At 42.1% G+C, this 25,612-nt stretch carries 26 protein-coding genes; 11 read left to right on the top strand and 15 right to left on the bottom strand.

Features of this window, described 5'->3' with window-relative positions; genetic code table 11:
- Window positions 1–33: 33 nt before the first annotated feature.
- Entirely contained in the window at window positions 34–1,794 is a 1,761-nt protein-coding gene (locus ACFOSV_RS08220) for a MutS-related protein (protein ID WP_377905268.1), read from the bottom strand.
- 127 nt (window positions 1,795–1,921) lie between these two features.
- Between ACFOSV_RS08220 and ACFOSV_RS08215 the strand changes: the two genes are divergently transcribed.
- From ACFOSV_RS08215 to ACFOSV_RS08205, 3 genes are all read left to right on the top strand, one after another.
- A complete protein-coding gene (locus ACFOSV_RS08215) occupies window positions 1,922–2,074 on the top strand; it encodes a hypothetical protein (protein ID WP_377905266.1) in 153 nt (50 codons plus the stop codon).
- A gap of 61 nt (window positions 2,075–2,135) precedes the next feature.
- Complete coding sequence (locus ACFOSV_RS08210) at window positions 2,136–2,981, top strand: hypothetical protein (RefSeq protein ID WP_377905265.1); 846 nt, start codon at window positions 2,136–2,138, stop codon at window positions 2,979–2,981.
- A gap of 54 nt (window positions 2,982–3,035) precedes the next feature.
- A complete protein-coding gene (locus tag ACFOSV_RS08205) occupies window positions 3,036–3,716 on the top strand; it encodes a nitroreductase family protein (protein WP_377905263.1) in 681 nt (226 codons plus the stop codon).
- Between the two features lie 67 nt (window positions 3,717–3,783).
- On the opposite strand, the gene ACFOSV_RS08200 is transcribed toward ACFOSV_RS08205, so the two are convergent.
- The 3 genes from ACFOSV_RS08200 to ACFOSV_RS08190 are packed head-to-tail and all read right to left on the bottom strand — an operon-like array spanning window position 3,784 to window position 6,426.
- Window positions 3,784–4,608, bottom strand: a complete 825-nt coding sequence (locus tag ACFOSV_RS08200; protein WP_377905261.1) for a mechanosensitive ion channel family protein — start codon at window positions 4,606–4,608, stop codon at window positions 3,784–3,786.
- A gap of 22 nt (window positions 4,609–4,630) precedes the next feature.
- Window positions 4,631–5,341: a methyltransferase domain-containing protein gene (locus ACFOSV_RS08195; protein ID WP_377905259.1), complete on the bottom strand. Its 711-nt coding sequence runs from the start codon at window positions 5,339–5,341 to the stop codon at window positions 4,631–4,633.
- Complete coding sequence (locus ACFOSV_RS08190; protein WP_377905257.1) at window positions 5,338–6,426, bottom strand: type III polyketide synthase; 1,089 nt, start codon at window positions 6,424–6,426, stop codon at window positions 5,338–5,340. Before ACFOSV_RS08190 ends, ACFOSV_RS08195 begins: the two co-directional genes overlap by 4 nt.
- Before the next feature lie 90 nt (window positions 6,427–6,516).
- Here ACFOSV_RS08190 and ACFOSV_RS08185 point away from each other — a divergent pair, with 90 nt between their 5' ends.
- Entirely contained in the window at window positions 6,517–7,416 is a 900-nt protein-coding gene (locus tag ACFOSV_RS08185) for a UbiA family prenyltransferase (protein WP_377905255.1), read from the top strand.
- A gap of 2 nt (window positions 7,417–7,418) precedes the next feature.
- On the opposite strand, the gene ACFOSV_RS08180 is transcribed toward ACFOSV_RS08185, so the two are convergent.
- Complete coding sequence (locus tag ACFOSV_RS08180) at window positions 7,419–8,534, bottom strand: NAD(P)/FAD-dependent oxidoreductase (protein WP_377905253.1); 1,116 nt, start codon at window positions 8,532–8,534, stop codon at window positions 7,419–7,421.
- Between the two features lie 109 nt (window positions 8,535–8,643).
- Between ACFOSV_RS08180 and ACFOSV_RS08175 the strand changes: the two genes are divergently transcribed.
- Window positions 8,644–11,166 carry a zinc-dependent metalloprotease gene (locus tag ACFOSV_RS08175; protein ID WP_377905251.1) on the top strand — a complete coding sequence of 841 codons (2,523 nt, stop codon included), beginning with the start codon at window positions 8,644–8,646 and terminating at the stop codon, window positions 11,164–11,166.
- 89 nt (window positions 11,167–11,255) lie between these two features.
- A complete protein-coding gene (locus ACFOSV_RS08170; RefSeq protein ID WP_377905249.1) occupies window positions 11,256–11,672 on the top strand; it encodes a Fur family transcriptional regulator in 417 nt (138 codons plus the stop codon).
- Here the strand turns inward: ACFOSV_RS08170 and ACFOSV_RS08165 are convergent.
- A complete protein-coding gene (locus ACFOSV_RS08165; RefSeq protein ID WP_377905247.1) occupies window positions 11,669–11,899 on the bottom strand; it encodes a hypothetical protein in 231 nt (76 codons plus the stop codon). The genes ACFOSV_RS08170 and ACFOSV_RS08165 overlap by 4 nt on opposite strands.
- A gap of 150 nt (window positions 11,900–12,049) precedes the next feature.
- On the opposite strand from ACFOSV_RS08165, the gene ACFOSV_RS08160 reads away from it, so the two are divergent.
- Window positions 12,050–12,523, top strand: a complete 474-nt coding sequence (locus ACFOSV_RS08160; RefSeq protein ID WP_377905245.1) for a YcxB family protein — start codon at window positions 12,050–12,052, stop codon at window positions 12,521–12,523.
- Window positions 12,524–12,585: 62 nt separating this feature from the next.
- Here ACFOSV_RS08160 and ACFOSV_RS08155 read toward each other — a convergent pair whose 3' ends face one another.
- Window positions 12,586–13,086: a fasciclin domain-containing protein gene (locus ACFOSV_RS08155; protein WP_377905243.1), complete on the bottom strand. Its 501-nt coding sequence runs from the start codon at window positions 13,084–13,086 to the stop codon at window positions 12,586–12,588.
- Between the two features lie 188 nt (window positions 13,087–13,274).
- Here ACFOSV_RS08155 and rlmH point away from each other — a divergent pair, with 188 nt between their 5' ends.
- Window positions 13,275–13,748, top strand: coding sequence for a 23S rRNA (pseudouridine(1915)-N(3))-methyltransferase RlmH (rlmH, locus tag ACFOSV_RS08150; RefSeq protein ID WP_377905241.1), 474 nt, complete (start codon window positions 13,275–13,277; stop codon window positions 13,746–13,748).
- A gap of 103 nt (window positions 13,749–13,851) precedes the next feature.
- Window positions 13,852–14,682 carry a hypothetical protein gene (locus ACFOSV_RS08145; protein ID WP_377905239.1) on the top strand — a complete coding sequence of 277 codons (831 nt, stop codon included), beginning with the start codon at window positions 13,852–13,854 and terminating at the stop codon, window positions 14,680–14,682.
- A gap of 13 nt (window positions 14,683–14,695) precedes the next feature.
- Here the strand turns inward: ACFOSV_RS08145 and ACFOSV_RS08140 are convergent, their stop codons facing one another.
- From ACFOSV_RS08140 to ACFOSV_RS08130, 3 genes are read right to left on the bottom strand one after another with little or no spacing between them, the layout of a single operon-like run.
- Window positions 14,696–15,208, bottom strand: a complete 513-nt coding sequence (locus ACFOSV_RS08140; protein WP_377905237.1) for an FKBP-type peptidyl-prolyl cis-trans isomerase — start codon at window positions 15,206–15,208, stop codon at window positions 14,696–14,698.
- Window positions 15,209–15,226: 18 nt separating this feature from the next.
- Entirely contained in the window at window positions 15,227–16,969 is a 1,743-nt protein-coding gene (locus tag ACFOSV_RS08135) for a capsule assembly Wzi family protein (protein ID WP_377905235.1), read from the bottom strand.
- Complete coding sequence (locus tag ACFOSV_RS08130) at window positions 16,924–17,577, bottom strand: hypothetical protein (protein WP_377905233.1); 654 nt, start codon at window positions 17,575–17,577, stop codon at window positions 16,924–16,926. Before ACFOSV_RS08130 ends, ACFOSV_RS08135 begins: the two co-directional genes overlap by 46 nt.
- A 123-nt stretch (window positions 17,578–17,700) precedes the next feature.
- On the opposite strand from ACFOSV_RS08130, the gene wecB reads away from it, so the two are divergent.
- Both wecB and ACFOSV_RS08120 read left to right on the top strand, forming a co-directional pair.
- On the top strand, window positions 17,701–18,795 hold the full coding sequence (gene wecB / locus ACFOSV_RS08125; RefSeq protein ID WP_377905231.1) for a non-hydrolyzing UDP-N-acetylglucosamine 2-epimerase: 1,095 nt from the start codon (window positions 17,701–17,703) through the stop codon (window positions 18,793–18,795).
- Between the two features lie 2 nt (window positions 18,796–18,797).
- Entirely contained in the window at window positions 18,798–19,280 is a 483-nt protein-coding gene (locus ACFOSV_RS08120) for a cupin domain-containing protein (RefSeq protein WP_377905229.1), read from the top strand.
- 48 nt (window positions 19,281–19,328) lie between these two features.
- Here the strand turns inward: ACFOSV_RS08120 and ACFOSV_RS08115 are convergent, their stop codons facing one another.
- The 5 genes from ACFOSV_RS08115 to ACFOSV_RS08095 all read right to left on the bottom strand — a co-directional run bounded on the left by ACFOSV_RS08115 (window position 19,329) and on the right by ACFOSV_RS08095 (window position 25,606).
- On the bottom strand, window positions 19,329–22,211 hold the full coding sequence (locus tag ACFOSV_RS08115) for a TonB-dependent receptor (RefSeq protein WP_377905227.1): 2,883 nt from the start codon (window positions 22,209–22,211) through the stop codon (window positions 19,329–19,331).
- A 103-nt stretch (window positions 22,212–22,314) separates the two neighbouring features.
- The gene (locus ACFOSV_RS08110; RefSeq protein WP_377905225.1) at window positions 22,315–23,547 is read right to left on the bottom strand and encodes a hypothetical protein; all 1,233 of its coding nucleotides are present in this window, start codon (window positions 23,545–23,547) and stop codon (window positions 22,315–22,317) included.
- A 186-nt stretch (window positions 23,548–23,733) separates the two neighbouring features.
- Complete coding sequence (locus ACFOSV_RS08105; RefSeq protein ID WP_377905223.1) at window positions 23,734–24,705, bottom strand: AAA family ATPase; 972 nt, start codon at window positions 24,703–24,705, stop codon at window positions 23,734–23,736.
- Entirely contained in the window at window positions 24,692–24,901 is a 210-nt protein-coding gene (locus ACFOSV_RS08100; protein WP_377905221.1) for a hypothetical protein, read from the bottom strand. The genes ACFOSV_RS08105 and ACFOSV_RS08100 overlap by 14 nt, the downstream gene beginning before the upstream one ends.
- Before the next feature lie 99 nt (window positions 24,902–25,000).
- Window positions 25,001–25,606, bottom strand: coding sequence for a pseudouridine synthase (locus ACFOSV_RS08095; RefSeq protein WP_377905219.1), 606 nt, complete (start codon window positions 25,604–25,606; stop codon window positions 25,001–25,003).
- Window positions 25,607–25,612 lie beyond the last annotated feature (6 nt).

The raw sequence follows: 25,612 nt of genomic DNA, 5'->3' as shown, positions 1-25,612 counted from the left end.
TCAAAAATACAAGTTTATATGCTCGCGCAAAACTTATCCACGAAATCGGATCCCCATCAGCTCCATCAGTTTGTGTGCATTGAAGCTTGGACAAGGCCCATTTTTTATTTTATAGTCAAAATTGATCGTTTGATCCAACACCTCCGAATGAAAACTATAATTTCGGACAGCAGGAATTCGTTTTTCCAGTTCGGCCAACTCAATATCATGCGTACTGATGATTCCCATGGCTTCGGTTTCGAGCACTTGTCGGATCAAAGCCTCCGATCCTGCGATTCTATCTTCAGTATTCGTGCCTTTGAGGATTTCATCCAAAAGAAAGAAAATCTCCTCACCCTTTTCCGCGCGGTCTATCAATTGTTTGATCCGGCTGAGTTCGGCATAAAAGGAACTGACACTTTCTCCGAGATTATCCGAATTTCGCATGCTGGTATAAAGCTGAAAGTTTGCAAATCCGAAAGCCTTGGCAAATGGCCTCAAGCCTAGATTCGTCAAAACACAATTGACTCCGAGGGTACGCATAAAGGTCGTCTTGCCGCTCATATTTGCACCTGTGAGCAAGATTACTTGGTCATCTTTGGATTGCAGGAAGTCATTGGGAATTGCCACCTCCGGTGAAAGCAAAGGATGGCTGATGGCTGTTCCAGAAATTCCCTTTTCCACCGCCGAGACTTCACCTTGAGCTCCCAATTCGGACTGAAAAATCCCTAGCGAATACCATACTTCCCAAGAAGACAAGGCATCTGGGAAGGAAGCAAGCTGCTTCCCAAATCGATTTTTCCAAGCGATCAGCCTCAAATAGAGGAGCAGATCTGTCCAAAACAGGAGATTGACAGGAATGTACAAGATGTTGATCCTGTTTTGAACCCATAGCCCAAAGGAATCCAGTTGAGCCAATAACTTATAGGCCTTCTCCGACTCCACTTGAAGCGGTTCAATTGCAGCCCGCAAGGTTTCACTTTGGAAAGTTTGGCCATCTAGAACTTCCATCCAATATCGATAGGTTTTGAGCTCTTCCCGAGAAGGAATTTCATCCCCAGCCTTTTTCAAGGCGGAAAAGACCGCACCCAAAAACCCTAAACCCAAGAGGATCCAAATCCCCAAAAAGCTCGCAGGAAGAAATCCAAGGTAAACTGCAACCGAAAGTCCTAATCCCCCAACAGGGCCAAGTATAGCAAAAGGCCAAATCCAGGATTTAATTTTCTCTTCAGTCCCAAGCCAGCCTTGCCAGCCGGATGGATTCCCCTCTTTATAGAACGCCTTGCCAATGGAGCCCATGGCAGCTAAGAAGTCATTTTTCTGAGCAAGTTCGTCTATGGCTTCTCTTTTTTTAGCCGCCTCTTCCAGATCAAAATCAGACTTCAATTGTTCTGCAAGCTTACCTTTTCCTTCCTCTGAGACAGTATGATTGATGAGCTGAAAAAGGGAATGCTCGCCAAAAAGATCTAGATCATTTGCGAAGGGATGCTTTTTATCTAAAAATTCTACTCCCGGGTCCAGATCCTGCAGCTGCCGTAGTTTTTGAGCTTGGATCTCGTCATTGAGCTTTCGAAGGCCAAGGTAGATGGCCTCTTGATCCTTGTGGAAATTGTACACATTGATCAATCTCACAAATGCCCAAGCCAAAAAGGCCAAAACCAATCCCCAAACAGCATGCTCAGATAGAAATAATACTCCTGTCCCAATCAACCCGAAAAAAACAACAATTCTGAGTAGGGAAATATTGGTATTTTTACTCTTGAGGGCTTTAAGTTTATCGTCTAGGCGGTCTACTGAAAAATCAAATTTTGACATTCCCAAAGATAAACAAGACTTCACCACGGCATAGTTATTGACCCGCTTATCTCGGCGTCTCCTTGCATTTTTATTTCCACTAACAAAAAAATACGTAACTAGATAGTAATCTAAGATTATCCACGTTATGAAAAAGAAGAAAACAATAGCTGAGCGACTGAAGGAAATCGAAGAAATTGAATTTGATCCCTCGGAGCTCAAAGGAGTCCTACCAGAGAATCGTGAGCTTACTCAAAACATTGGTTGTGTTGGGAAAAAGTCAAAAAAGAAAATCGACTAAATCTCACGCGACAGAAAAATAGTACCTTTAAATACTTTTTTACATTCAAACCATCCAGATTATGAAAAACTTAAGCAAATCATTCACCGCATTAATGGCAGTAGCAGGATTGCTTTTTGCTTCATCATGTGATACCGACCAAGACCCCATCGTACCTGAGCCGGACCTCGAAATCGTCTACGATGACGTGGCGGTCAATCGTGCTTTTGAAGACCTAGACAATTTAACTTTTAGCCTGATCCTCGAAGAGGGAAGCCTAGATTCTAGACTAGCCCAAACTTTTGATGGTCCCATTTGTGATGAAGCCGTCATTACCGTCAATGAGGCGGAAGGAATTGTTGTTATTGATTTTGGGGATGGTTGCACCACCAATGGCATCACAAGGAAAGGAAAAGTGATTTTGACTTCCTCAAGAAGTCTTGAATTGGCTTCTTTAATTTTCCCAGGCTTTAGTGTGGTTACCACTTTCGAGAACTATGAGGTGAACGGCCTCAAGGTTGAAGGAACGAGAACTATCACGACCCAAAACGTTGATTTGGCCAATTTTACTGCACGAGTAGCAGTGACGGTTCGGGATGGAAAGATTACATGGCCAGATAATACTTTTGTGACCTACAGAAGTGATCAGGTTCGGGAGATTGTATTGACGGCTGGGGCTCGAGAAGTCTTCATTTCTGGGTCTGCGTCTGGCGAAAGCCGTGAGGGATTTGACTACACCGCCAATATTTCGACTACGGTAGTTCTTACAGGAGATTGTCTCGAAACTGGCAACCTCACTCCGAGCTCAGGGGTCATTGATTTTCAATATCGAGGAATTGCCGTTTCGCTTGATTACGGATTTGGCACTTGCGATAAGACAGTGACTATCACCTATCCAGGCGGCGCCAAGGAAATCACTTTAGATTAATTTTTGCCAACATTCTTACAAAAGGCTATCTTTCACAGATAGCCTTTTTCATTTATGACCCAGTACAAAAATATCAACGGACATCCCCATATGGAATATGTCAGAGAGCAGCTCTCGCCAGAACAGGTTTTGGAGCGATCAAAAAATTTTTACCAATTAATGGATCAGCGGAGAACCATTCGAGAGTTTGAAACCACGCCCATACCTAGAGAGGTGATAGACAATATTCTCAAAACTGCTAGTACAGCTCCCTCGGGAGCCCATAAGCAGCCTTGGACTTTTTGCTTGATTTCTGATCCAAAAATCAAAAAGAAAATTCGTGAAGCAGCTGAGGAAGAGGAAAAAATCAGCTATGGCTCACGAATGTCCGACACTTGGAAAAATGATCTCAAACCGCTCGGAACGGACTGGGAAAAGCCCTTTTTGGAAGACGCACCTTATTTGATTGTCGTATTCAAACAATCCTATGGAATGGAAAATGGAGAAAAGATCCAGCACTACTATGTCAATGAATCGGTAGGAATCGCTTGCGGGTTTTTGATTGCGGCAATTCATCAAGCGGGTCTTGCTACGGTCACACATACTCCGAGCCCTATGAATTTTTTGAGCAAAATTTTAGGCCGTCCGAGTCATGAAAAACCCTTCTTGCTTTTACCCGTAGGCTATGCCAAAAAAGGAACCTATGTACCTGACATAGAGCGAAAAAAGATCAATGATTTTTTGGAAGAGTTTTGACTAAATTTGGTTGACAAATTCTAAATAAATGGCAAAAAAAAAGAGGCTGATTATCAGCCTCTTTTTTTTATGCTCCTTTGTGAACCACTCGCTGTGGGAAAGGAATCTCAATATTATTTTTCTCAAATTCTATATTGATTTTTTCCATACTATCGAAGAAGACCGGCCAGAGATTCTCCGCATTAGTCCATACTCGTATAGATAGATCCAAAGAACTATCGCCAAAATTACTTAAGAACATCACTGGTGCTGGATCCTTATGCACTCGTTCATCCTTTGCAAAAATACCTAGGACGACTTCACGCACCTTTTGAATATCTGATCCATAAGCCACCCCAACTGATAGATCAACTCTTCGGACTGGCTGAGTGCTCATATTCACTACATCCGAGTTTGCCAGGTTACCATTCGGAATGACGATTTCCTTTTTGTCAAAGGTGTGCATCCGAGTATAGAGTACTTGAATTTTTTCTACTGTACCCAAATGACCTTGAGCCTCGATAACATCCCCTACCTTAAATGGCTTGAAGGCTAGAATCAAAAGACCCCCTGCAAAATTGGAAAGGGAACCTTGCAAAGCCAGACCAATGGCCAAACCCGCTGCACCAAAAATGGCTATGAAGGAGGAAAGGGGAACACCAAGAATAGTGGCGACGCCAATAACAATTACGAAAGTTCCTAAGGCTTTGGCAAACGTGTACAAAAACTCGTTGAGTGATGGGTTATTCTCTCGCTTTTCAAGAATTCTTTTAACCCCTGCTACAAGTTTGTTGATTATAAATTTACCAATGAGGTAAAAAAGTAGCGCATAAATTAGTTTTGGGATGACAGACCATATAAGGGCCATAGCTTCAGCCCAAAACGAATCCATCATTTCTGGTGTAATTTCCATAATGTGTACAAGAGTTGGTTGGTTAATGATCCGAAATTAAAACAAATACACGCCAACGGAAAGCCCAATGCCAAGTAATTTGGTAATTGTGGATTCCTGCTGTTGATAAAATTCGCACCCAATCCGCCTTTCGAAAGGATCTCCAAACCGATAGGGGGGCATCATTCTGGACCATGGGAGATTTGCTAAACATATTCACGATCGCCTGGATACTGTAGTAAGCCAAAGGATGTCGATGCAGATCATTGATCAAAAAACCTATCCTGGCTTTCATGCGAATAGCTTGAAAAAGTTGAACTAATTCATCATCCGTAAAGTGATGAGTAAAAAGGGTACATGTCACGATATCTACTTTCTCAGATTTAAATTGTTCATCAAAGACATTCTGAACCTGATAGCGAATATTGGCTCCTGGATTTCGCTTTTCTGCAAAAGCAATCACATTAGGATTGGCATCTAGACCGATGAATTCAAAGGAGGCTTCTTTATTTTCAGCCCATGAATTCATCAAGCGAATCATATCACCACCTCCACAGCCTATATCAGCGATAGTATACTGCTTTTGAGGTTTTTCTTCCAAGAATTTATCCAGACCTGAAGTCGTCACATAATTCCCCCCAAGCCATTTGTTCACAGTCTTGAGTTCGCGAAGGGTCTCATCAAGAACTTCACCAGAGCATTCGAGGTCATCCATGAGCTCCTTTTGCGTGCTTCTTTTTGCAAATTTGCTCACGGCGTCTTGGTTAAAGTCATCGCCTCTAAAGTCAATCCAGGGCCGAATCCCATAGCAAGTATTTTGCCGTCGATTTTGGGGTCTCGAAGCATTCGCTCCAAGACATATAGGATGGTGGCCGAGGACATATTTCCAAAATTCCTCAATACTTCCAAAGCATGCTCATTTTTGTCTTCGTCAAAGCCAAAGGCTGATTGCACCTTTTCCACGATTTGCTTTCCCCCAGGGTGAATGGCAAAGTTTTGAATCGTAGAAAGTGAAAACAGTCGCTCAAAAGAAGACAGCAAGTTACCTATTCCTTTGTCCAAAAGAGCCGGGATATATTTACTCAACCGCATTTCAAAACCAAAATCACCAATCCCCCAAGCCATATCGTTTTCGCCCTCCAGCAACACGTGACTCATGTATTGATCGATTTCTAGACCAGACCCATTTTCAGAATTTGCCACAACTGCAGCCGCCGCTCCATCCCCAAAAAGCGAATTGGAAAGGAGATTGTCTTCGGAATAGTCCTTTTGAAAATGCAGGGTACAAAGCTCTACGCAGACTACAAGCACCTTGGCTGAAGGTTCAGCTCTGACGATTTTGTCTGCTAGCTTAAGCCCAGTAAATGCCGCATAGCAACCCATAAAATGAATGCAATACCGCTCCACAGAATGATCCAATCCCAAAGATTGCATCAAGCTGAGTTCAACGCCCGGCGCGAGCATTCCCGTGCATGACACCATCACCAGATGGGTAATGCCTTCTTTTTTTATTTCCGCCTTCTTTAAAGCATCCAATGTGGCTTGCTCAGCTAAACCAGGAGCATGCTGCGCAAAAACCTCCATCCGAGCTTTAGTCCCAGGGAAGGGGTCGAGTGTTTTATTTTTTGGAAAAAACTGAAAATCCACAGGATCGGATTTTTCAAAATCATTTAGCACGCTGTAACGTGCATTGATCCCTGATTTGCGGTACAAAAATCCAAGTTTTCTTGCGTCCACTCCATCGAGCCCATGAGCTACTTCCATAAATTTACCGATGGCTTGTTGAGAAATAGCCTTTCCGGGATTAGCTAGGCCAATGCCTAAGATTGTGGACTTCATTTAATCAAGTTAAGGGATAATTTCTAAATTGAGCGCAGGAATCTAACCTTTCAAACCCTAGAAGGTTCTCGTCACATCCACATATTCACCATGATTTCTATTTCCAGTATTAAACATTTGAGGATTCCCTTTTCGATCTTCCTTTTGCCAATTTTCTTTTTTGCTTTGGCATTGACCCCCAACTTAAATCCAATGCGATTGCTTTGGGTGTTTTTGAGCCTACACCTCTTTCTCTATCCCTCGAGCAATGGCTACAATAGCTATTTTGACAAAGATGAAAAAAGTATCGGAGGACTTAAAAATCCTCCAAAAGTCACGAAGGACTTGTATTGGTTAGCGCAAGCCTTCTTTCTGATTGCTTTGATTATAGGATTACAAATCAGTGTGACTTATGCCTTGCTCCTACTTATTTATGGATTGGTGAGTATGGTCTATAGTCATCCTGCCATCCGATTAAAAAAGTATGGCTGGCTTAGCTGGTTTATTACAGGCTTTTTTCAAGGGCACTTCACTTTCTGTATGGCTTATATTGGACTCAGCGACTTGGATTGGATGGCCATGTTCAGACCCCACATTTTGATTCCTGGCTTACTTACCAGCCTGATGCTTTGGGCTTCCTATCCCCTCACCCAAGTGTATCAGCATGAAGAGGACGGTTCACGAGGAGATCGAACCTTGAGTTTGAAACTTGGTGTCTTGGGCACTTTCTTGTTTTCTTCACTTTGGTTTTTGATCACCGCAGCGGGATTTGCATGGTTTTTCATGGATCGAAATCAGGAAGCTGTTTTATGGGTTTATTTAGCCTGCATGGCCCCAGTAGTTCTATTCTTTTTTGTGTGGTTTAGCTTTGTACGAAAAGACCCAGAAAAATACGCCAATTATACTTGGGCGATGGGAATGACCTGGATCTCAGCGCTTGCACTCAATGGGTTTTTCTTATACTATTTCTTCGAAAACACACAGATCCTGCAAGTCATCAATCAAGTCTAGTCTCAAAATGGTTGACCGTGGGTGTTTCGGATGATTTGGTCTGCTGCAAGGGGAACATTAGAGATCAATCTTCTTGTAAAAGCAGAGGTTTTGGGAGACCCGAAAAGCCATTGCACCTTTCGTCCAATCCACAGCCTCCTTCGAAAAAGCTCAGTCCAACGTGTGGCATAATTTACTTCAATTTTTTTCCTTCCTCCACCCTCAAGGATTGCTTCAGCCGCCAATTTGCCGCTTTGGATTGCAATGGCCATTCCATTTCCACAAAGCGGTGTGATTAGGCCTGCGGCATCCCCAGCCATAAGGATGTGGCCTTCGACCGGAGCCTTTGGATCAAAATTAATTTCATTGATCACTTCAGGTTTCTCAAAAAGAAACTCGCTTTCCTGAAATATCCATTTGAGCTTTGGATTTTTCCATAGAAATTGTTGCTCCATAGCAGGAATACTTCCTGCATCCCGAAGCTGATCTCGACTTCCAAGATAGCATAAGTTAAATCGTTCATCCTCCACTGCATTGACTCCACAATACCCTCCGGAGAAATTGTGCAAGGCTACCAAATCACGAGGTAAATCTGTCTTGATGTGGTATTTCACTCCGAGAAAAGGACTACGCTTTTTGATAAAATCTCGATCTAAGGCCTTGTCTAACTTTGAGCGCTTTCCGAATGTGCCCAGGACGTGTTTCGAGGTAAGCTCTTGATGATCCGAAAGAGTAATTTGAAATTGATCAGCTACTTCATCGAACACCACATCTTCAACTTGGATTCCTTGGCGAACGTCCACACCTACCTCAAGGGCTCGGTGATACATATGTTCATCTAAGGCGTATCGACTTATTCCAAAGCCTCCCAAATCGAGAGGAATCTCTGCAGATCTTCCCGCTGTATCGGAAAATTCAAACTTTGAAATGGAGGGCAAATCCATTCCCGATGGAAGAAGCTTCTCCTGCTCTAAAAAATTTCGTGCTTCATTAGAAATGTATTCTCCACAAACTCGGTGAAAAGGGTACTGCTTTTTTTCAATAAGTATTACCGACTGATTTCCTTTGGCCAGCAAATACGCAGAAACTAGACCAGCCAGTCCGCCTCCTACCACAATAATGTCCGAATGAGTATCCAATTACTTGCCTTTGATTAGTTGATTAAACCGCTCATCAAAAAATAGGTTTAAGTGAGCGCCAGATTGAATTTTTGAAGGTTATTTTATTTCTGAAACAAAACCAAAAATCATGATAAAAAATCTACCACGTCTATTACGATTGAGCGTAATGACACTTGGGGTTTTGAGTATGTCTCTTTATTCTGGAGACACTTTTGCCCAAAAAAAGAAAAAAAACAAAAAAGGCCAGACCGAAGCACCGGCCAAACCAGCAGAGAAGCCAACTCCAAAGAAAGGTCCGAAGCCATACGATAAGGTAATTACCAAAGAGGCGAAGACACAAGAAGGCCTTTTCAAAGTCCATGAAATCGATGGAAAGTATTTTTATGAAATTCAGGATTCGCTTTTAGGAAGAGATATGCTGATGGTGGTGACCATCGCAAAAACTGCTGAAGGTATAGGATACGGAGGAGAAAGAACCAACACCCTTATGGTGAATTGGGATAGAAATCAGGATAATATCCTATTGAAAATCAAATCTGTAGACAACTTTGCTGCGGACTCCTTGCCAATCGCCATGGCTGTGGAAAACTCCAACTTAGAGCCTATTTTGCAGCGTTTTCCTGTGGAAGCAAATGCTACTGATTCTACCGGAATCGTGATTGATGTGACCGATCTGTTTGCAAAGGACGTTCAAGCCGTTGGTCTTCCAAGTAGCAGAAGAACACAGTACAGAGTCACTCGAATGGATTCAGACAGATCCTATATCGAGCGTATCAGTTCCTACCCGATCAACATCGAAGCTAGATATGTGAATACATATCTGGCCAGTAATCCTCCTTCCAACAGTTCTACCGGTTCCATTACTTTAGAAATGAATACCTCGATGGTATTGCTACCTAAGGAGCCAATGATGCAAAGACTTAGCGACCGCAGAGTGGGTTGGTTTAGCAGATCCATGGTAGACTATGGTTCAGATGCTCAAAAAGCCGCAACTCGACGATATCTTGACAGATGGAGACTTGAGGTGAAGGATGAGGACATCGAAAAATTCAAAAGAGGCGAACTAGTAGAGCCAAAGAAGCAAATCGTTTATTATATCGATCCTGCAACACCAAAAAAATGGGTGCCTTATCTTAAGCAAGGTGTAGAGGACTGGCAGGTAGCTTTTGAGGCAGCTGGTTTTAAGAATGCCATCATCGCTAAAGAAGCTCCTACTAAAGAGGAAGATCCAACTTGGAGCCCAGAGGACGCACGTTTTTCTGTGATCCGTTATTTCGCTTCTGACATTCAAAATGCTTATGGGCCACACGTATCTGACCCAAGAAGTGGTGAGATTATCGAATCAGACATAGGTTGGTACCACAATGTGATGAACCTTCTTAGAAACTGGTACTTTGTACAAACTGCTGCAATCAATCCAGAAGCCAGAAGCGTCAAGTTCAAAGACGAAGTAATGGGACGATTGATTCGTTTTGTTTCTGCACACGAAGTAGGACATACACTAGGTCTTCCACACAACTTTGCCTCATCACATGCATATCCTGTAGAGAAACTTAGAGATCCTGAATTCACCAAGGAAATGGGAACAGCTCCATCTATTATGGATTATGCTCGATTCAACTATGTAGCACAGCCAGAGGATGAAGGAGTGAGTTTGATGCCGAATGTGGGCCCATATGATAAATATGCAGTGGCTTGGGGTTATAGACCTATCTTAGACGCTTCTACTCCAGAAGAAGAACTTTCAACATTGGATCAGTGGATCACTGAAAAAAATGGTGACCCAGTATATCGCTATGGACGTCAGGGCAATTCATATGATCCTACTACCCAAAGTGAAGATTTGGGCGACAATTCTATGCTTGCATCCGAGTACGGAATCAAGAACCTTAAGCGAATCATGCCAAACCTGATGGAATGGACCAAAGAGGATGACAAGCCTTACAAAGACTACGAAGATCTTGAGGAAATGTATGGTCAAGTGATTGGTCAGTTCAATAGATATATGGGTCATGTAAGAACTCACGTGGGTGGTGTACATGAAGTATACAAGGCCACCGGACAAGAGGAAGCTGTCTATACTCATGCCCCAAAAGAAATGCAGGAGGGTGCGGTAGAATTCTTGAATGAAAATCTATTTGCTACACCAACTTGGATGATGGATGAGGAAATCATCGCTAGAATTGGTGACTTTGGCGCCCTAGAAAGAATCCGTTCCCTTCAGGTAAACACCCTAAATGGAATCCTAGAATGGGGAAGACTTGGTCGGGTAATAGAAAATGAAGCATTGAATGGTGATCAGGCATACAAAATCACTGAGTTGTTTGACGATCTTCGCTCAGGGATTTGGACAGAATTACCAAGCGGCAAAACTATTGACGTACACAGAAGAGCTTTACAAAGAGCACACGTCGAGCGTCTTGAGCTATTGATGACAGGCGAAGTGGAGCCAGTTCCTGCGAGATTTAGAAGATTTGTAGGCCCTCAGCTCAATGCTTCACAGTCTGATATCAGACCGATGGTACGCGGTGAATTGAAGACTCTTGAGCGACAAATTAGAGCTGCCATCCCAAGAACTTCTGATCGTATGTCAAAGCTTCATTTAGAAGATGCTTTGGAAAGAGTAAATATGATCCTAGAGCCAAAATAATCTTGGCTTAATCACACTTGAAAAGAGCGCCACAACTGGCGCTCTTTTTTTATGCTTTCAGTTCCTCACATTTTGATTAAATTTGACCTATGACCCAAACGCCTTTAGCTATTCTCAAAGATCATAAATTGAGAATAACCGACTGTCGAAAAGAAATCATTCAAGAATTTCTGCAGAAAAAGATAGCCTTATCTCACGGCGATCTGGAGGAAACCCTGAAAAACCAATTTGATAGAGTCACCATTTACCGGACCTTAAAGACCTTTGTGGACAAAGATGTGGTGCATAAAGTATTGGATGATCAGGGCGTAACAAAATATGCCCTTTGCTCACATGATCATGAAGAGCGCGAGCACAGCCACGAGCATGTTCACTTTAAATGTGAAAAATGTCAGGAAACTACCTGTATTGAATCCATCACCTTGCCAGCGATTACCTTACCCAAAGGATTTGAAAAACGAGAAATGAATCTATTGGTCCAGGGGATTTGCGATAAATGTCACTAAAATTCTACCGGTTCGGGCCGCTTATCCTTACGGGGACCGTCCGTGGGCCAAATCACTCCAGGAGGTAAATCTATTTTCGGTGGAGTGTTGGTTTCTATTCCTCCATCACCGTCATCCCCGCTGTCATTTTTCCGCCTCAAGGAGTTTTTGCTCATCGTCGCCACAAAGTAAATCATGATGACATAAGCAACACCTAGAAGAAGTAAATCAATTACCAAACTACTCATCGCTAAAAATTTGTAATAATATAGGAATTACAAAAAAGAAATCAATGCAATGAGGCTTTTGTTTAAGGATAAATCAAAATGATAAGACTGAAATTACCTTGTTTAATCCCTTGTTAACTTGGATATTTGCGAGCTGAATTAAGAAATGAGATGATAGTAAAAACAAAGAAATATCAATTGCCCACTGGGACCTATATAAAACTGGGATTAGTAAATGTAATTAAGGAACAATGGTGGGTTATTTTGATAGCATTAGCCATTTGTGCGGGCTATTTCTGGATTCCATCTATTTGGTGGTTTATCGGAGCCTTGATCGCCTATGGTCTTTATGTACTGTTTTGGGTGATTCAGTTTGCAGGAGTTACTCAAATGGAACAAAACAAAACCATTTTTGAGCGCTTGGCTTATGAAATTGATAGCCGACAAATTCTCATGAAACTCAACCCAAAGCAAGGGATGCCTATTCAATGGAACATGATCAAGCGGGTTGAAGTCAAAAAAGATGCCTTTATCTTATACCTTTCCAAGGCACAATTCATTCACCTTCCCTTCAGGATTTTCAATTCGGACAATGAGCGGAAATTCATGGAAACCATTCTGAAACGGAAAGAATTAATCAAATAAAAAAAGAGGCTGTCCCATTCAATGAGACAGCCTCTTTAATTTTTTTGGGATGATACCAAATCTTACATTGGAGGTAAGATCACTGTATCAATCACGTGTACTACACCGTTGTCAGCCATTACGTCAGCTGCGGTTACTGTTGCATTGTTCACCATTGCTTTACCGTCTTTCAGCGTGATAGTAATTTCACTACCCTGAACAGTCGTAGCCTTCATTCCGTCTTTCAAGTCTGAAGAAAGTACTTTTCCAGCAACAACGTGATACGTCAATACCGCTACCAGTTTGTCCTTGTTCTCAGGCTTCAAAAGATTCTCAACAGTGCCAGCTGGCAATTTTGCGAAAGCTTCATTTGTTGGAGCAAATACAGTAAATGGTCCGTCGCTTTTCAATACATCAACTAGATCACCAGCCTTCACAGCTGCAACTAGTGTAGATAGAAAATCTTGTGACACGGCTAGGTCTACAATGTCTGCCTCAATTTCGTGTACATTTTCATTTTTCGTGGTGAATGATGATGCCACTAGCACCAACGCTACCAAAAGGATACTTCCAAATTTTTTCATGATCGTTTAAATAATTGGTTTTAGGGATAGAACAGACTCATGCCCTCTTTGTTTATTGCCAGTGTGTTATGAATTTAAAAATCCGTATTTATTAGTGAAGAGCGGGATAATCCAAATTTAAATGGTCAGGATCTCTTTGTTTTTTTTCAACTTTACCACATATTATTTTTCACTCATTCGATTTTGCCATGCAAATACGCCTATTAGTAGTAGGGAAAACAGATCATTCTGCCATTCAATCCCTTTGCGAGGAATATTCAAAAAGACTAAACTTCTATGTAAAGTTTAATCTGGAAGTAATTCCTGATCTGAAAAACACCAAATCTCTGAGCGAAAGCATTCAAAAGGAGAAAGAGGGAGAACTCATACTAAATAAACTAGGTGCACAAGATGACATGATCCTTCTAGACGAAAATGGAAAATCATTCAGTTCTTTAGATTTTTCGGTATATCTCCAAAAGAAAATGAATAGTGGGATAAAACAGCTCACTTTTGTGATTGGTGGCCCGTATGGCTTCTCAGAGTCGGTTTATCAGCAAGCCAAGGGAAAAATCTCCTTTTCAAAAATGACTTTTTCACATCAAATGATCCGCCCATTTGTCATTGAGCAAATCTATCGAGCCTTCACCATCCTACGAAACGAACCTTACCACCATCAGTAAATTCTAATGTTACGTCAATGTTAAGCAGATAAGATTTTATTTGTTTAATGTTACCTTATTGTTACCTTTATGTTTATAAAGGCAACATTCAAGGCGTATTCGTTTGAAAAAATTTTTACACACACTACTCTTTTTAATCCTTTCACTGGGCTCTGCATGGGCGCAGCAGATGGATAGTAGTGCCTTGCATTTAGCTTTTCAATCCAACTTGGAGCAGGAGCTCTGGGCTCAAGGTCAGCAGGAGCCTTTACAATTATTCAAGGCAGTGGACCCGATTCCAGATGCCAATTCAGCGGAATGGCAAGAAATAGTTAAGGTATTGGCAGACAAAAAGGCTAAAACAAACAATGACTATAAATTCATCCGTACACTATTTCAAAAGACTCACAAAAAGCTTCTAAAGAATTACAAGCAACATTCGACTTTCAATGCCATGCTTACGGAAGGAGACTTCGATTGTGTAAGTGGTTCAGCTGCTTTAGGATTACTTTTAAAGGAATTCGGATATGATTTCGATATTATCGAAACAGATTATCATGTGTTTATCATGGTTAATCTTGATGGGAAAAATATCATCCTTGAAAGTACACTACCCATAGGAGGTTTGATTTCAAAGACCTCTGAAGTTCAGGCTTACCTTGATTCATACAAGCCAAAGGAGAATGCAACCTTATCCTCCATGAATACCCGAATTGGTAATTCAGAGGCAGACATTTCAGATAATTCTATTTTTAGAAAAGTGAATCTCACCCAGCTGGCAGGACTACTTTATTACAACGATGGGATTTTTGAATTCAACTCCCAGCAGTACAAATCGGCCGCAGATCAATTACTCAAGGCATATGAGCTGTATAAATCAGATCGCATCGCCGGACTTATGGAGCTTTCAGAAGATTTAGCCTCCGGCAAAAAACTAATCGCCAGCCAAGATTAAACCAAGAATCAGGTTAGTGCTGATGTCCTCCCGGCCCATGCACATGACCATGTTCTATCTCCTCTTTTTCCGCATTGCGAAGACTCATTATCTTCCCTTCAAAGAATAAATCATAGCCAGCCAAAGGTGGATTGAAATCCATGTGGACTCCCATGTAGTCTATTTTGATGATTTCACCTTTGATTTGGCCCCCCTTATCGTCTTGCATTGGGATTACTTTTCCAACTCTGAGCAAGTCTTTATTTTTTTTCCCGTCCTGCTTAAAGTTAGCCTTTGGGATAATGGTGCGGCGCTCTTCATAATAGTCTCCATAAGCATCTTGAAAACCAAGAAAAACGGAGAATTCATCTCCCACGGACTTGCCAAGGAGGGCTTCCTCAAATTTTGGAAAAACAGAATCCGATCCCACTAAAAAGAGGAACGGAGCACTTTCGGGAACTTCTTCCCAAGGCTGCATACCGCTTTCTCCATCATCAGCTTTTAAGCGATAAGCGATGCCAACAACTTTATCTTTTTCTACTACCATGATTTATTTGGGGAAATCTTATCTAAACAAATACGCCAAACCGACCTGACCTACAAAATTCTTGCGATCGAAACCCGGTACAAAATACTGGTCTGGTTGATTCTCTAAAAACCATTTGTAATTCAATGTACTCACATACTGCATCCTAGCACTCAGCAATAGGTTTCCAAATCTCCAATCACCGACTAAAGAAGGAACTATATCGACATATTTGTTTCTAAAATCCTTGGACGCTTCGTAGCGGTAATAGTAAAAGTCATTATTGTACACAATCCGCTCGATCTGAAACCCAAGTCTATTCATCCCATTAACCCATGCAAACTCTGCAAAAATGACGTTACTGCCGGGGCCGTTACCCACACCTAGAACTTGCCCATTATGTGTGTAGCCATGCTTTACATGATCATGAATGTACCATGTACGTAGAGATCTGATATCATCTCGGATCGTCTGCCCTGTTTGGGTCATTTCAGAGCTGATCTGGAAATAGTGGCCTGGCTTTTTCAACTGCATCAAATGCGAAAAACCAAAAGTAAAGGCTCGGCCCGATTCCGGGGTAATGAGAAAATCATTGACCCGGCGCTGATTGCCACGTGTGCCATATTCCCCATAAAACTCAAAGTGGCCACTCGAAGAAAGCCATCGGAAGAATCCTGAGCTAAACTGCTGCCGCTTATCCCGCGTCGGGTTCTCGACCGAATACATCCCTTTCTGTCCATTAAATATGGGAACGAGATCGCCCAAAGTTTGCACATCGGTACCGTAAAGGTTATTGACCGTACTATAACCTAGAAATAGACCAGGAACCCATTTAGGCTGATAGGTCAATATTAAGCCGGACAAATATCGATTTCCATTTTCAGGCTTGGGAAGATAAACAGGGTTTTCCTGAATCGAATAGTCTGGTAGCGGAGGCAAAAAGCCTGACTCTTTCAAAAATCCTGCGATAAACTGCCCCTCCACTGAGCCAACTGGCGTGCTGATTGGCTTTCTAGTATTGGCTGTGAAATGAAGAAAACCAGGGGCGTTATTACCGAGAATTAAAGAGTTTCTACGTCCAGGTCCCCACCACAGATTTTCTGTAGAAATCCCAACTGATACGTCTTCAAAATTATAACGCAGGCTGGATTGACCCAAAAAGAGTTTATTATAAGCCCCCGTACCAAATTGCTCTGGCATATCGATGCGGTTCATGTACTCATAGTAGAATAGAATTGTGGCCTGGTGCTCTATCGGAAAACCGATATAATCCTTGTTTTGAGCCATTAAAAGCTCCGGCTGGAGTTGCAAACTCCAGTTGCCATATTCTACATAAGCTCCTGCACTAATAATATTTTGAAATCCTCGGTTAGGAATAAAAGCCCCATCATTCACCCCAAAGGCATACTCCGAATTGAACTGCAGCTTGTACACCGCTGGCATGAGCAGAAACTTTCCTTTCCCTTCTTTTCCAAGTTTCCTATGAAAAGGACTCAAATCCATATCCACCACTGAGCTATCTACATCAAAGCCATTGGCCACACCAAATGCTTCTGTCGGATACAAGGGCCGAATCATAAACGATGAAAGCGAATCTACCTTACCCAATAATTGCGCGCGTCGCAGGTAGTCGTCCAAAAGCGGCATTCCCACTGGCACAGTCTGGCCAAAGACCTGATGCTGAACACAAAATGTCCAGAAAACAGCAAGGGTCAATATGAATTTTGCACTTTTCATCAGTTCACTACCAAAGCCTCCACCACAATACTTGCTATAGACCATGACTCATCACAGGCCTGATCTGGAATCCCATCTTGTCTTAATTCGTCTCTCAGAGAAATATCAATATCCCCGTTTGTATGGCTTACCAATTTGGAAATGCTATACTGGGTTGTATAACTCGAAAAGGCGCCAAAAATACAAAGCCCAGGAATATTGGTTTTCACTGCTCCGGACTTGGGTACATTTTGTCGGGCAAAATTATCTGGATAGGACTGATACAGGCAAAAGGTAGACTCACAAGGAGAATTTGAAAAAGTCGTACGAAAGACCTCATGCTGATCAATCCCCATGATCCAATAATCCGGACCTGACTGCCCATCATCAGGATTTCCATCCCAACTATCATGAACAAGAATATCCACAGTCACTTTCATTACATTATGACTTGGAAGGTTTTCCAAACGTAGGGTTACCTCTTCCTTATTGTAAAAACCTGAAATCGTATCATTTTGGAAAATAAACAGCCTAGCTCCTTCAAATCCAGAAAGATCCAATTCTGAAAAATCATTCGAATACACTGTCACCGACGATTCCAAAGTATCGGAGCAAGAGTTTAAGAAAATAAGGAGGAGTCCACTAAGCTGCCACAGCCAACGATCAATGCGCATGAATACTTGTTGAAAAATCTTGTCCACAAATAAACAAAAAACAAGCCATCTAAGCGCATTCTATTGGTTGCTTTTTCGTGATAGCCAAATTCATTGCTATTTTTGGCCTAATCAAAATTCACTATGCCAAAATTCACCTTAGTTGCCGGAGCCAGACCTAATTTCATGAAGATTGCTCCCATGATCCACCAATTGCAAAAGGCGCAGTCTACCAATCCCACTTTGAGTTTTCGACTGGTTCATACCGGACAGCACTATGATAAGAAAATGTCAGGTGATTTTTTTGAGCAGCTGAATATCCCAGAACCTGATGCAAACCTAGGTGGCGGTGGTGGCACCCAGGCAGAACAGACTGCATCGATTATGGTGGCATTCGAACGTGAATTGATGGAAAATCGGCCTGATTTGGTGCTAGTCGTAGGAGATGTGACCTCCACGCTTGCTTGCTCGATAGCAGCCAAAAAGCTTCAAATCGATGTCGCGCATGTGGAAGGCGGTATCCGCTCAGGTGATCTAACCATGCCCGAAGAGATCAATAGAATGGTGACTGACTCCATCACGGACCACTTCTTTACGACTTCAGAAATTGCCAATGATAATTTGAGAAAGGCAGGTGTACCTGAGGAAAAAATCCACTATGTGGGAAACACCATGATCGATACGCTCATGGCCCAAATGCCTAGATTTCAAAAGCCGGAAGGAGCACTTTTTGATTCTCTGGTACCCAAGAATTACTTCGTCATGACCATGCACCGCCCTGCCAATGTGGACCAGGAGCAAAGCCTCAAGGCCATGATTGATGCGATCTTAGATGGAACGGAAGGCTTACCGATCATTTTCCCAGTTCATCCTCGAACTGCCAAAAATCTCCAAAACATTGGAATCAATGCCCCAAACCTTCACATAACGGAGCCACTAGGCTATTTTGAGTTCAATTACCTTGTGAAAAATGCAAAAGGAGTTATTACTGATTCTGGCGGTATTACTGAGGAAGCCTCTGTAATGAATGTACCCTGTATTACACTTCGCGACAATACCGAACGAGCAGAGACCATTCACTTGGGCACCAATGAATTGGTAGGAACGGATCCAAAAAAACTCAAGCCCTATTTAGCCAAAATCATGAACGGGGATTGGAAGCAGTATCAAGGTATCCCACGTTGGGACGGAAAAACTGCCTCCCGAATTGTGGATATTTTGATGAAAAACTACAGCTAATCTTGGATAGTGCTCAACGTATAGACTTTCTAGTCAAATCCCTTCAACTCCTTCCTCATCCTGAGGGTGGATTTTTCAAAGAGACCTATCGAAGCAAAGATCTGTTAGAGACTCCTTTTGGAAAGAGAAATCTAACCACCTCAATTTTCTTTTTGCTCACTTCAGAAAATGTGAGTCGCTTTCATCGGATTAAAAGTGATGAGCATTGGTATTTTCATGAAGGAAGCCCACTGACTGTGCACACACTTTCGGAAAAGGGTCATTCTAAACTTGCCTTGGGACCAGTGGAAGAGGGCTATTCACCGTATCAGCTTGTACCTGCGAATGTTATTTTCGGGAGTTCAGTAGATAACCCAGATAGCTACAGCTTCGTGTCTTGTGTGGTTTCTCCAGGCTTTGATTTCCACGATTTTGAATTATTTGATAGTTCTACACTTCTCAAAGACTTCCCCGATCACTCCGAGATTATTGAAAAATTGACATAAAAAAAGCTCCGAAAAAATCGGAGCTTTTTTATCAACTATACATTTTTATTAGAAGGAGAATCCAACTCTAAAGGTCATTTCCGTTCCAGGTGCCAAACTTGTGAAGATTTGATCTTGAGCTTGGAAAGAACTAAATACCTGCTCTCTTTTTGAGTTTAAGATGTTCTGAACTCCAAATCCTGCAGAGATTCTCTCGTCAGCTCCAAAGGTTTTATTCACATTGAAGTTTAAGCTATGGAATGGTACAGTGAAAGTATCTGTTCTGTTACCAAATCCTACGAAAGTAAGGGTTGGGCCTTGTACGTTATAGAATAGACCAGCATCCCATCCTTTCATGAAGTCTTGATACCCTAATCCTGTGTTGATGATATAAGGTGCCTGACCTGCCATCGCTCTCGTATCTTTCACTACTTCACCTTCTCTAGCGGTAAGCGATCTTGATCTAAACTCAGACTCTGACATTTTAATCTGAGACTCCGTTACCGTCACGTTCGTGTTCCAGCTGAAGTTTTGCAACTTTGGAGAGACAAAAGCCAAGGACTTTCTGAATTCAAACTCAAGTCCAGCTACTGTACCATTACCTACGTTTCTTGGCTGGAATGCTCCAGGATCAGAAAGGAACTGTACGATTTCAATTGGGCTATCAAATGCTTTGAAGAATGCACTTACTGAAAACATTTGACCTCTTTCTTGGAAAGCTTCCCATCTTAAGTCGAAATTATTGATTCGAGTAGATGTCAAATTTCCATCCCATAGAACTTCTGTTCCGCCATTTGTTGTCTCAGGATAAAGACCACCTACGAAAGTTCTACCTGTAATCGGGTCCAAGATCTCTGCGTATGACAACTCCTTGAAAGATGGTCGAGCGATCGTTCTTGATGCAGAAAGTCTCAAGTTTTGATTGTCCTTCAAATTATAGATCAAATTCACCGTAGGGAAAAAGTCTAGATCATCAAGCATGGTTACCAAGTCAAATACGATGGTTCCTGTCTGGTTTGTACCTGTATAGTACTGATTGAATTGCTCAACTCTCAATCCAACGATCGCCTTCAACTTCTCAGCTGGATTTACTTCTACAGAAGCATAACCTGCTACGTTTGTAGCAATAGACTGATATTCATTTGGATTGATTGGAAGAAAATCCGCATTGTATCTTACCCCATTTCTATTGTCCGCTGCAAAGAGATTTTCATCATTCAATATCTCGTTTGGATTTCCAGTGAATTCAGTGTTTCCTGTTGGGAACTGGAAGCTCTGAATATTGAAGTCACGATATTTGAAGACGTAATTCGTTCCAAATTTCAATTTAGCCTCTCTTTGGAATAAAGACATTTGTCTAGTCAAATCGAGCTTTCCAACAGCACTATATTCCTCAAGGCTTCTCCAAATTCTAGTAGGTAGACCCACTTCAGTACCAATGGTATTATTTGGGAGTCTGAATCTGGTGAATCGGATATCCGGATCTTCAATTGTAGATCTAGTCGGAGCAAGTTTCCAATCTACTTGCCATTCTCCAGCATTGAAATAATGCGTACCCGCAATAAGTAAGCTTGACATTCCTCGCTCACTATATTCAAGGTTGTACTGTTTTGCTTCGAAGTTTGCTCCAAGGTTGGTATTGGAAAAATCGAACTCACCTGCTTTGGATTCTCCATTCTGAAGGTGCATGAAATTCAATTTATACTTGGAGTTATCTGTCTTCAAAGCAATTCCTGCAAGACCACCAAGCAACACATTATTCACACCATAATCACCTTTTTGCTTTTCCAGAGCTTCTAGCTCAAAATCAGCAGACTCTCTTGGCTTGGCATATAGGTTGAATTCTGCATCCTGAAAAAATTCAGTTTCATTCTTATAGGTAAGCGCAAAGTTATATCCCCAAGTAGCTTTTGGTCTTGAGATTTGGTTTCCCAGTGAAAAGCTCAATCCCATATCCATCAAGCTATTGCTTCTGAATCCTCCTAAGGTCTTATTGAAATCACCAAGGATTTCCTGATACTCCAATCCTTGTGGACTATTTGGGTTACCCACTACGTCACCGTATTGTGGGATATCTGTTCTACCATCTGTTGGGATAGCTCTGGTTCCATCGTCAAAAGCCAACCAATCTGTACTTCCTCCTTCATACTTCACGTAGTTTGGATTGAAGTGCATGGAAGGATTAATTCCTCCGCTCAAGTTCAATTTAGCCGTTTTTTCTTCAGGAAAGTCTTTGGTCTCAATATCTACTACCCCACCTGTGAAATCAGCAGGAAGCTCCGCTGTAAATGACTTTGATACGATAATATTATCGATCACATTAGTTGGAAAAATATCCATCTGGATCGAGTTACGATCTGGATCAAGACCTGGAATATCTACTCCATTTAGTACTGTTTTAGTATAACGGTCTCCCAATCCACGAACATAGATATACTTCCCACCTTCAATGGAAACACCTGTCACTCGCTTTACAGCTGATGCTGCATCACCGTCACCGATCTGTTTGAACGTACTAGCAGAAATACCATCCATCAATTGGGCCGCATTTCTTTTAACCGACATCAACGCCGATTCTGTTGTTCGAATGGCAGCTGCCGAGACCGTAACAGTTTCCAATTCAGATGTCTCATCAGCCATCATGATTTCACCAAGCGAAGTCACCTGACCATCAGTAACGATGACCTCAGTCAACTCTACTGTTGCATAAGACAAATAAGAAATCTGAAGTGAATAAGTGCCTGGAGCTACCTTGATCTCAAACTTTCCATCAAAGTCGGTCACAGCACCTGTTGCAGTTTCTCTTACCAATACGGATACTCCAAATAAGGGCTCTCCTGTAGATTCCTCAAAAATGGTTCCTCTCAAGGTTCCGGTTTGAGCGATTGCAAAAGCCACCAAAAACTGGGACAATACAATCAAAACTAGGGTAATTGTTCTCTTTTTGAACATTAGAATTTAATTTATTTGTACAGCAAATTTTAATCTAGTTCAGATTTCACAAAAGGAAGGAACCTTGCAAGTCCTTCCTTTTGATCCATCGGAATTTGTTGGTTTAGAAGTTGGTCAGCTCTGCCGCAACAGAAGCCCAAGTCCAGCTAGCGAAGGCTGTAAGATCAGCACCCACTGTATTTGTACCTGCAGCAACATCGCTTGCAAAAGCATCTGTTCCTCCTTTAAAAACATCCGTCAAAGTTGCATTCGCTGGAAGAGTAGTTTCAAGATTTGCAAAGACTAGGTCTCCATTTGTAAAATTGGCTACCGTCTTGTCTCCGCTTAGGGAAAGGTCTCCTCTACCGTCAGAATCAGCTGGGGCAGGGAAGTTGAAGAAATAAAGGTTTGAAAATGTACCACGAGCTCCATCTCTGAAATCGCCTAGCTCAGTGGAGCCTGTACCCACCAACGTTCCGTTGGTTAAAGTATGTCCTCCTAGAGCAGAACCTTCAGGTCCGTCAATTTCAAGAGCGTGATCGGTCTCGGTTCCAGCTACTACTACGAAATTATCAAGTGTACCAGACCAAGCTTGATCAGTATCCATTCCGTCGTCACCAGCATTCCATACCAAGGCATTGGAAACATCAACTGTTCCACCGAACCACTCGATTCCATCATCTTGATTACCTACTACTTCCACATATTCAATCACAGTTCCCGAACCAACTCCACCAAGGGTTAATCCATTGATCTCGTTACCTTCTCCAATATTGGCTCCACCATGACGAATAGATACATATCTAAGTACTCCAGAGTTGTCCGCGGGGTCTGTTCCGCCGTAAAGACCATTAGTATCAGATGGTGGAATTCCTTCAATTTGGATTTCTGTTACATCGCCGGCAAAAGAACCTGGCGCATTACCCAAAATCAAAAGTCCTCCCCAAAGTCCAGATAGATCTGGAGTCAAATTTGGGGAAGCAATTTGTCCTGGTTGAATCTCATCTGCGATAGTGGTGAAAATAATCGGCGAGGTAGCAGTTCCCTGAGCATCAATCTTTGCTCCCCTTGCGATGATTAGTGCAGTAGCATTAGATCCAGATCCAACTTCACCTTTTACTAATACTCCTGGCTGAATGGTCAAAGTGTTCCCGGCAGTAACGGAAATACGTCCAGCCAAAACATATGTTTTACCTGTTTCCCAGGTAGTGTTGCTTGTAATATTCGTCGTTATCAACACCTCATTCCCAGGCTCAGGTGTTGGGTCGATAACTGGACGATCGTTGCCTTCAATACAGCCCGTAACTCCCAAGAGCAAGGCCGCAAAAATTGGTAGAAGAGATTTAAAATTTTTCATTGTTTTCAAATTGATAGTGGTTTGTTTCACATTTGATGATACAAAACTGGATCAATTCTACTCAACAATAGAATTTTTTGAATTATGCTTTTTTTAAAATTAAATACCGAATTTAATATTGGATTAACCGAAAAGGCATAAAAAAAGGCTTTCCTTTCAGAAAGCCCTTTAAACTCATATTTTATGTTAATTGAATGTTACCGACTTATTTATTGGCACTTTTTCCATCAATATTTTTACAATGTCACGGGTATTAATTCCATCCGCTTCAGCCTCATAATTAAGGATAATTCGGTGATTTAGAACATCCTCCGCTATCTCTTTGATATCTTCTGGAAGAACATAGTCTCGGCCGTCCATAAATGCCACGGCCTTTGCTGCAAGGTTAAGATTGATACTTGCACGAGGAGAAACTCCAAACTGTATATACTTCGCCTCGTCTTTTAGTCCGTATTGCTCCGGGAATCTTGTGGCAAAAACCAACTCGATAATATAGTGCTCCAATGGCTCAGCCATTTTCACTGCATTAATTTGATTTCGGATATCGAAAATGTCCTGCTTGGTAAGCATGGAGTTAACTTCAGAATTGAATTCCATATTGGCCATACGTCGCATCACTTCCATTTCGTCTGCCTTCGACGGGTAGTCGATATGAACTTTCATCATAAATCTATCCACCTGAGCTTCAGGCAGCGGATAGGTTCCTTCCTGATCCACGGGGTTTTGAGTAGCCAAAACCAAAAATGGACGATCCAAGGGATAAGTAGTATCTCCAATTGTCACCTGCTTTTCCTGCATGGCCTCAAGAAGTGCAGATTGTACCTTAGCCGGAGATCGGTTGACCTCATCTGCCAAGATCAAATTTGAAAAGATCGGGCCCTTTTTTACCTCAAAATCCGCCCTTTGCTGATTGTAGATCATCGTTCCCACCAGATCCGCCGGAAGCAAATCAGGGGTAAACTGAATTCGATTAAAGTCCAAGTGAAGTACTTTCGCTAGGGTATTCACCGTTAGGGTTTTCGCCAAACCCGGAACACCCTCCAATAAAATGTGTCCATTGGTGAATAATCCGATCAGCAGACGATTAACCATTCGGCTCTGTCCCACCACGACCTTACCTACTTCCTGAATAACTTCTTGGATTTTATCCTGATGCATGCCTTTTCCTTTTAAGGTTGAATTTGAGTGCTAAATTAGAAGATTCTTGTCCAAAGGACAATCTTAAATCATAAGCGTCGAAATCAAATGGATGGATGGTGATTTTAGGATTTTTTAAGAGGAAAAGATTTAAGTCCACTGTCGGCAGTCCATAGTCCACGGGTAATCCTGGCAATTGATTTTCTACTAACTGCATGAAGTGGACGCGGGGAGATGTAAAAGTTTCCGGCTGATTAACGCAGGAAAATACCGCAGATAGGGAATCACTTTAACCTCTATGCTTTACCATTACCAACTACATCCCCTTCGTCTTTCTAAAGCCCGTCAATCCCAGCTGATGGTATAGGGTCTTTTCATCCAGTTCTCGTACCTCTCCAACTTCGAAGCCTTCGATCGTCACGCGCTCCATAGACCAACGTACCAAACGTAAAGTGGGAAAACCAACTGCAGCAGTCATTTTCCGTACTTGCCTGTTTTTCCCCTCGATCAAGGTAAGCTCTACCCAAGAGTCTGGTACATTTTTACGATAGCGAATCGGAGGATCACGATCAGGTAAAGTGGGGCTATCGTCTAAAAGCTTTGCAATGGCTTGTTTGGTACGGTAGTTTTTGCCATCCACGGTAATGTCCACCCCTGAAGACAAGGCTTTAATCGCCTCTTCTGTGGGAACACCCTCCACTTGTGCGAGGTAGGTTCTTTGGTGTCCAAATCGGGGATTTAGCAATTGATTGTTTAAAAATTTATCATCCGTGATGATCAATAATCCTTCGCTGTCCTTATCCAGACGACCTACGGGATATACCTCTTTCGGAAAAGAAAAAAGAGAGGCCAATGTCTGCCCCTCTCCACTAAATTGGGTAATCACCCCAAAAGGTTTGTAAACGATAAAATATCTAGCCAAAATGCT

Source organism: Algoriphagus namhaensis (assembly GCF_042649705.1).
Taxonomy (GTDB): domain Bacteria; phylum Bacteroidota; class Bacteroidia; order Cytophagales; family Cyclobacteriaceae; genus Algoriphagus; species Algoriphagus namhaensis.
This window is presented reverse-complemented; position numbering and strand designations above follow the sequence as displayed.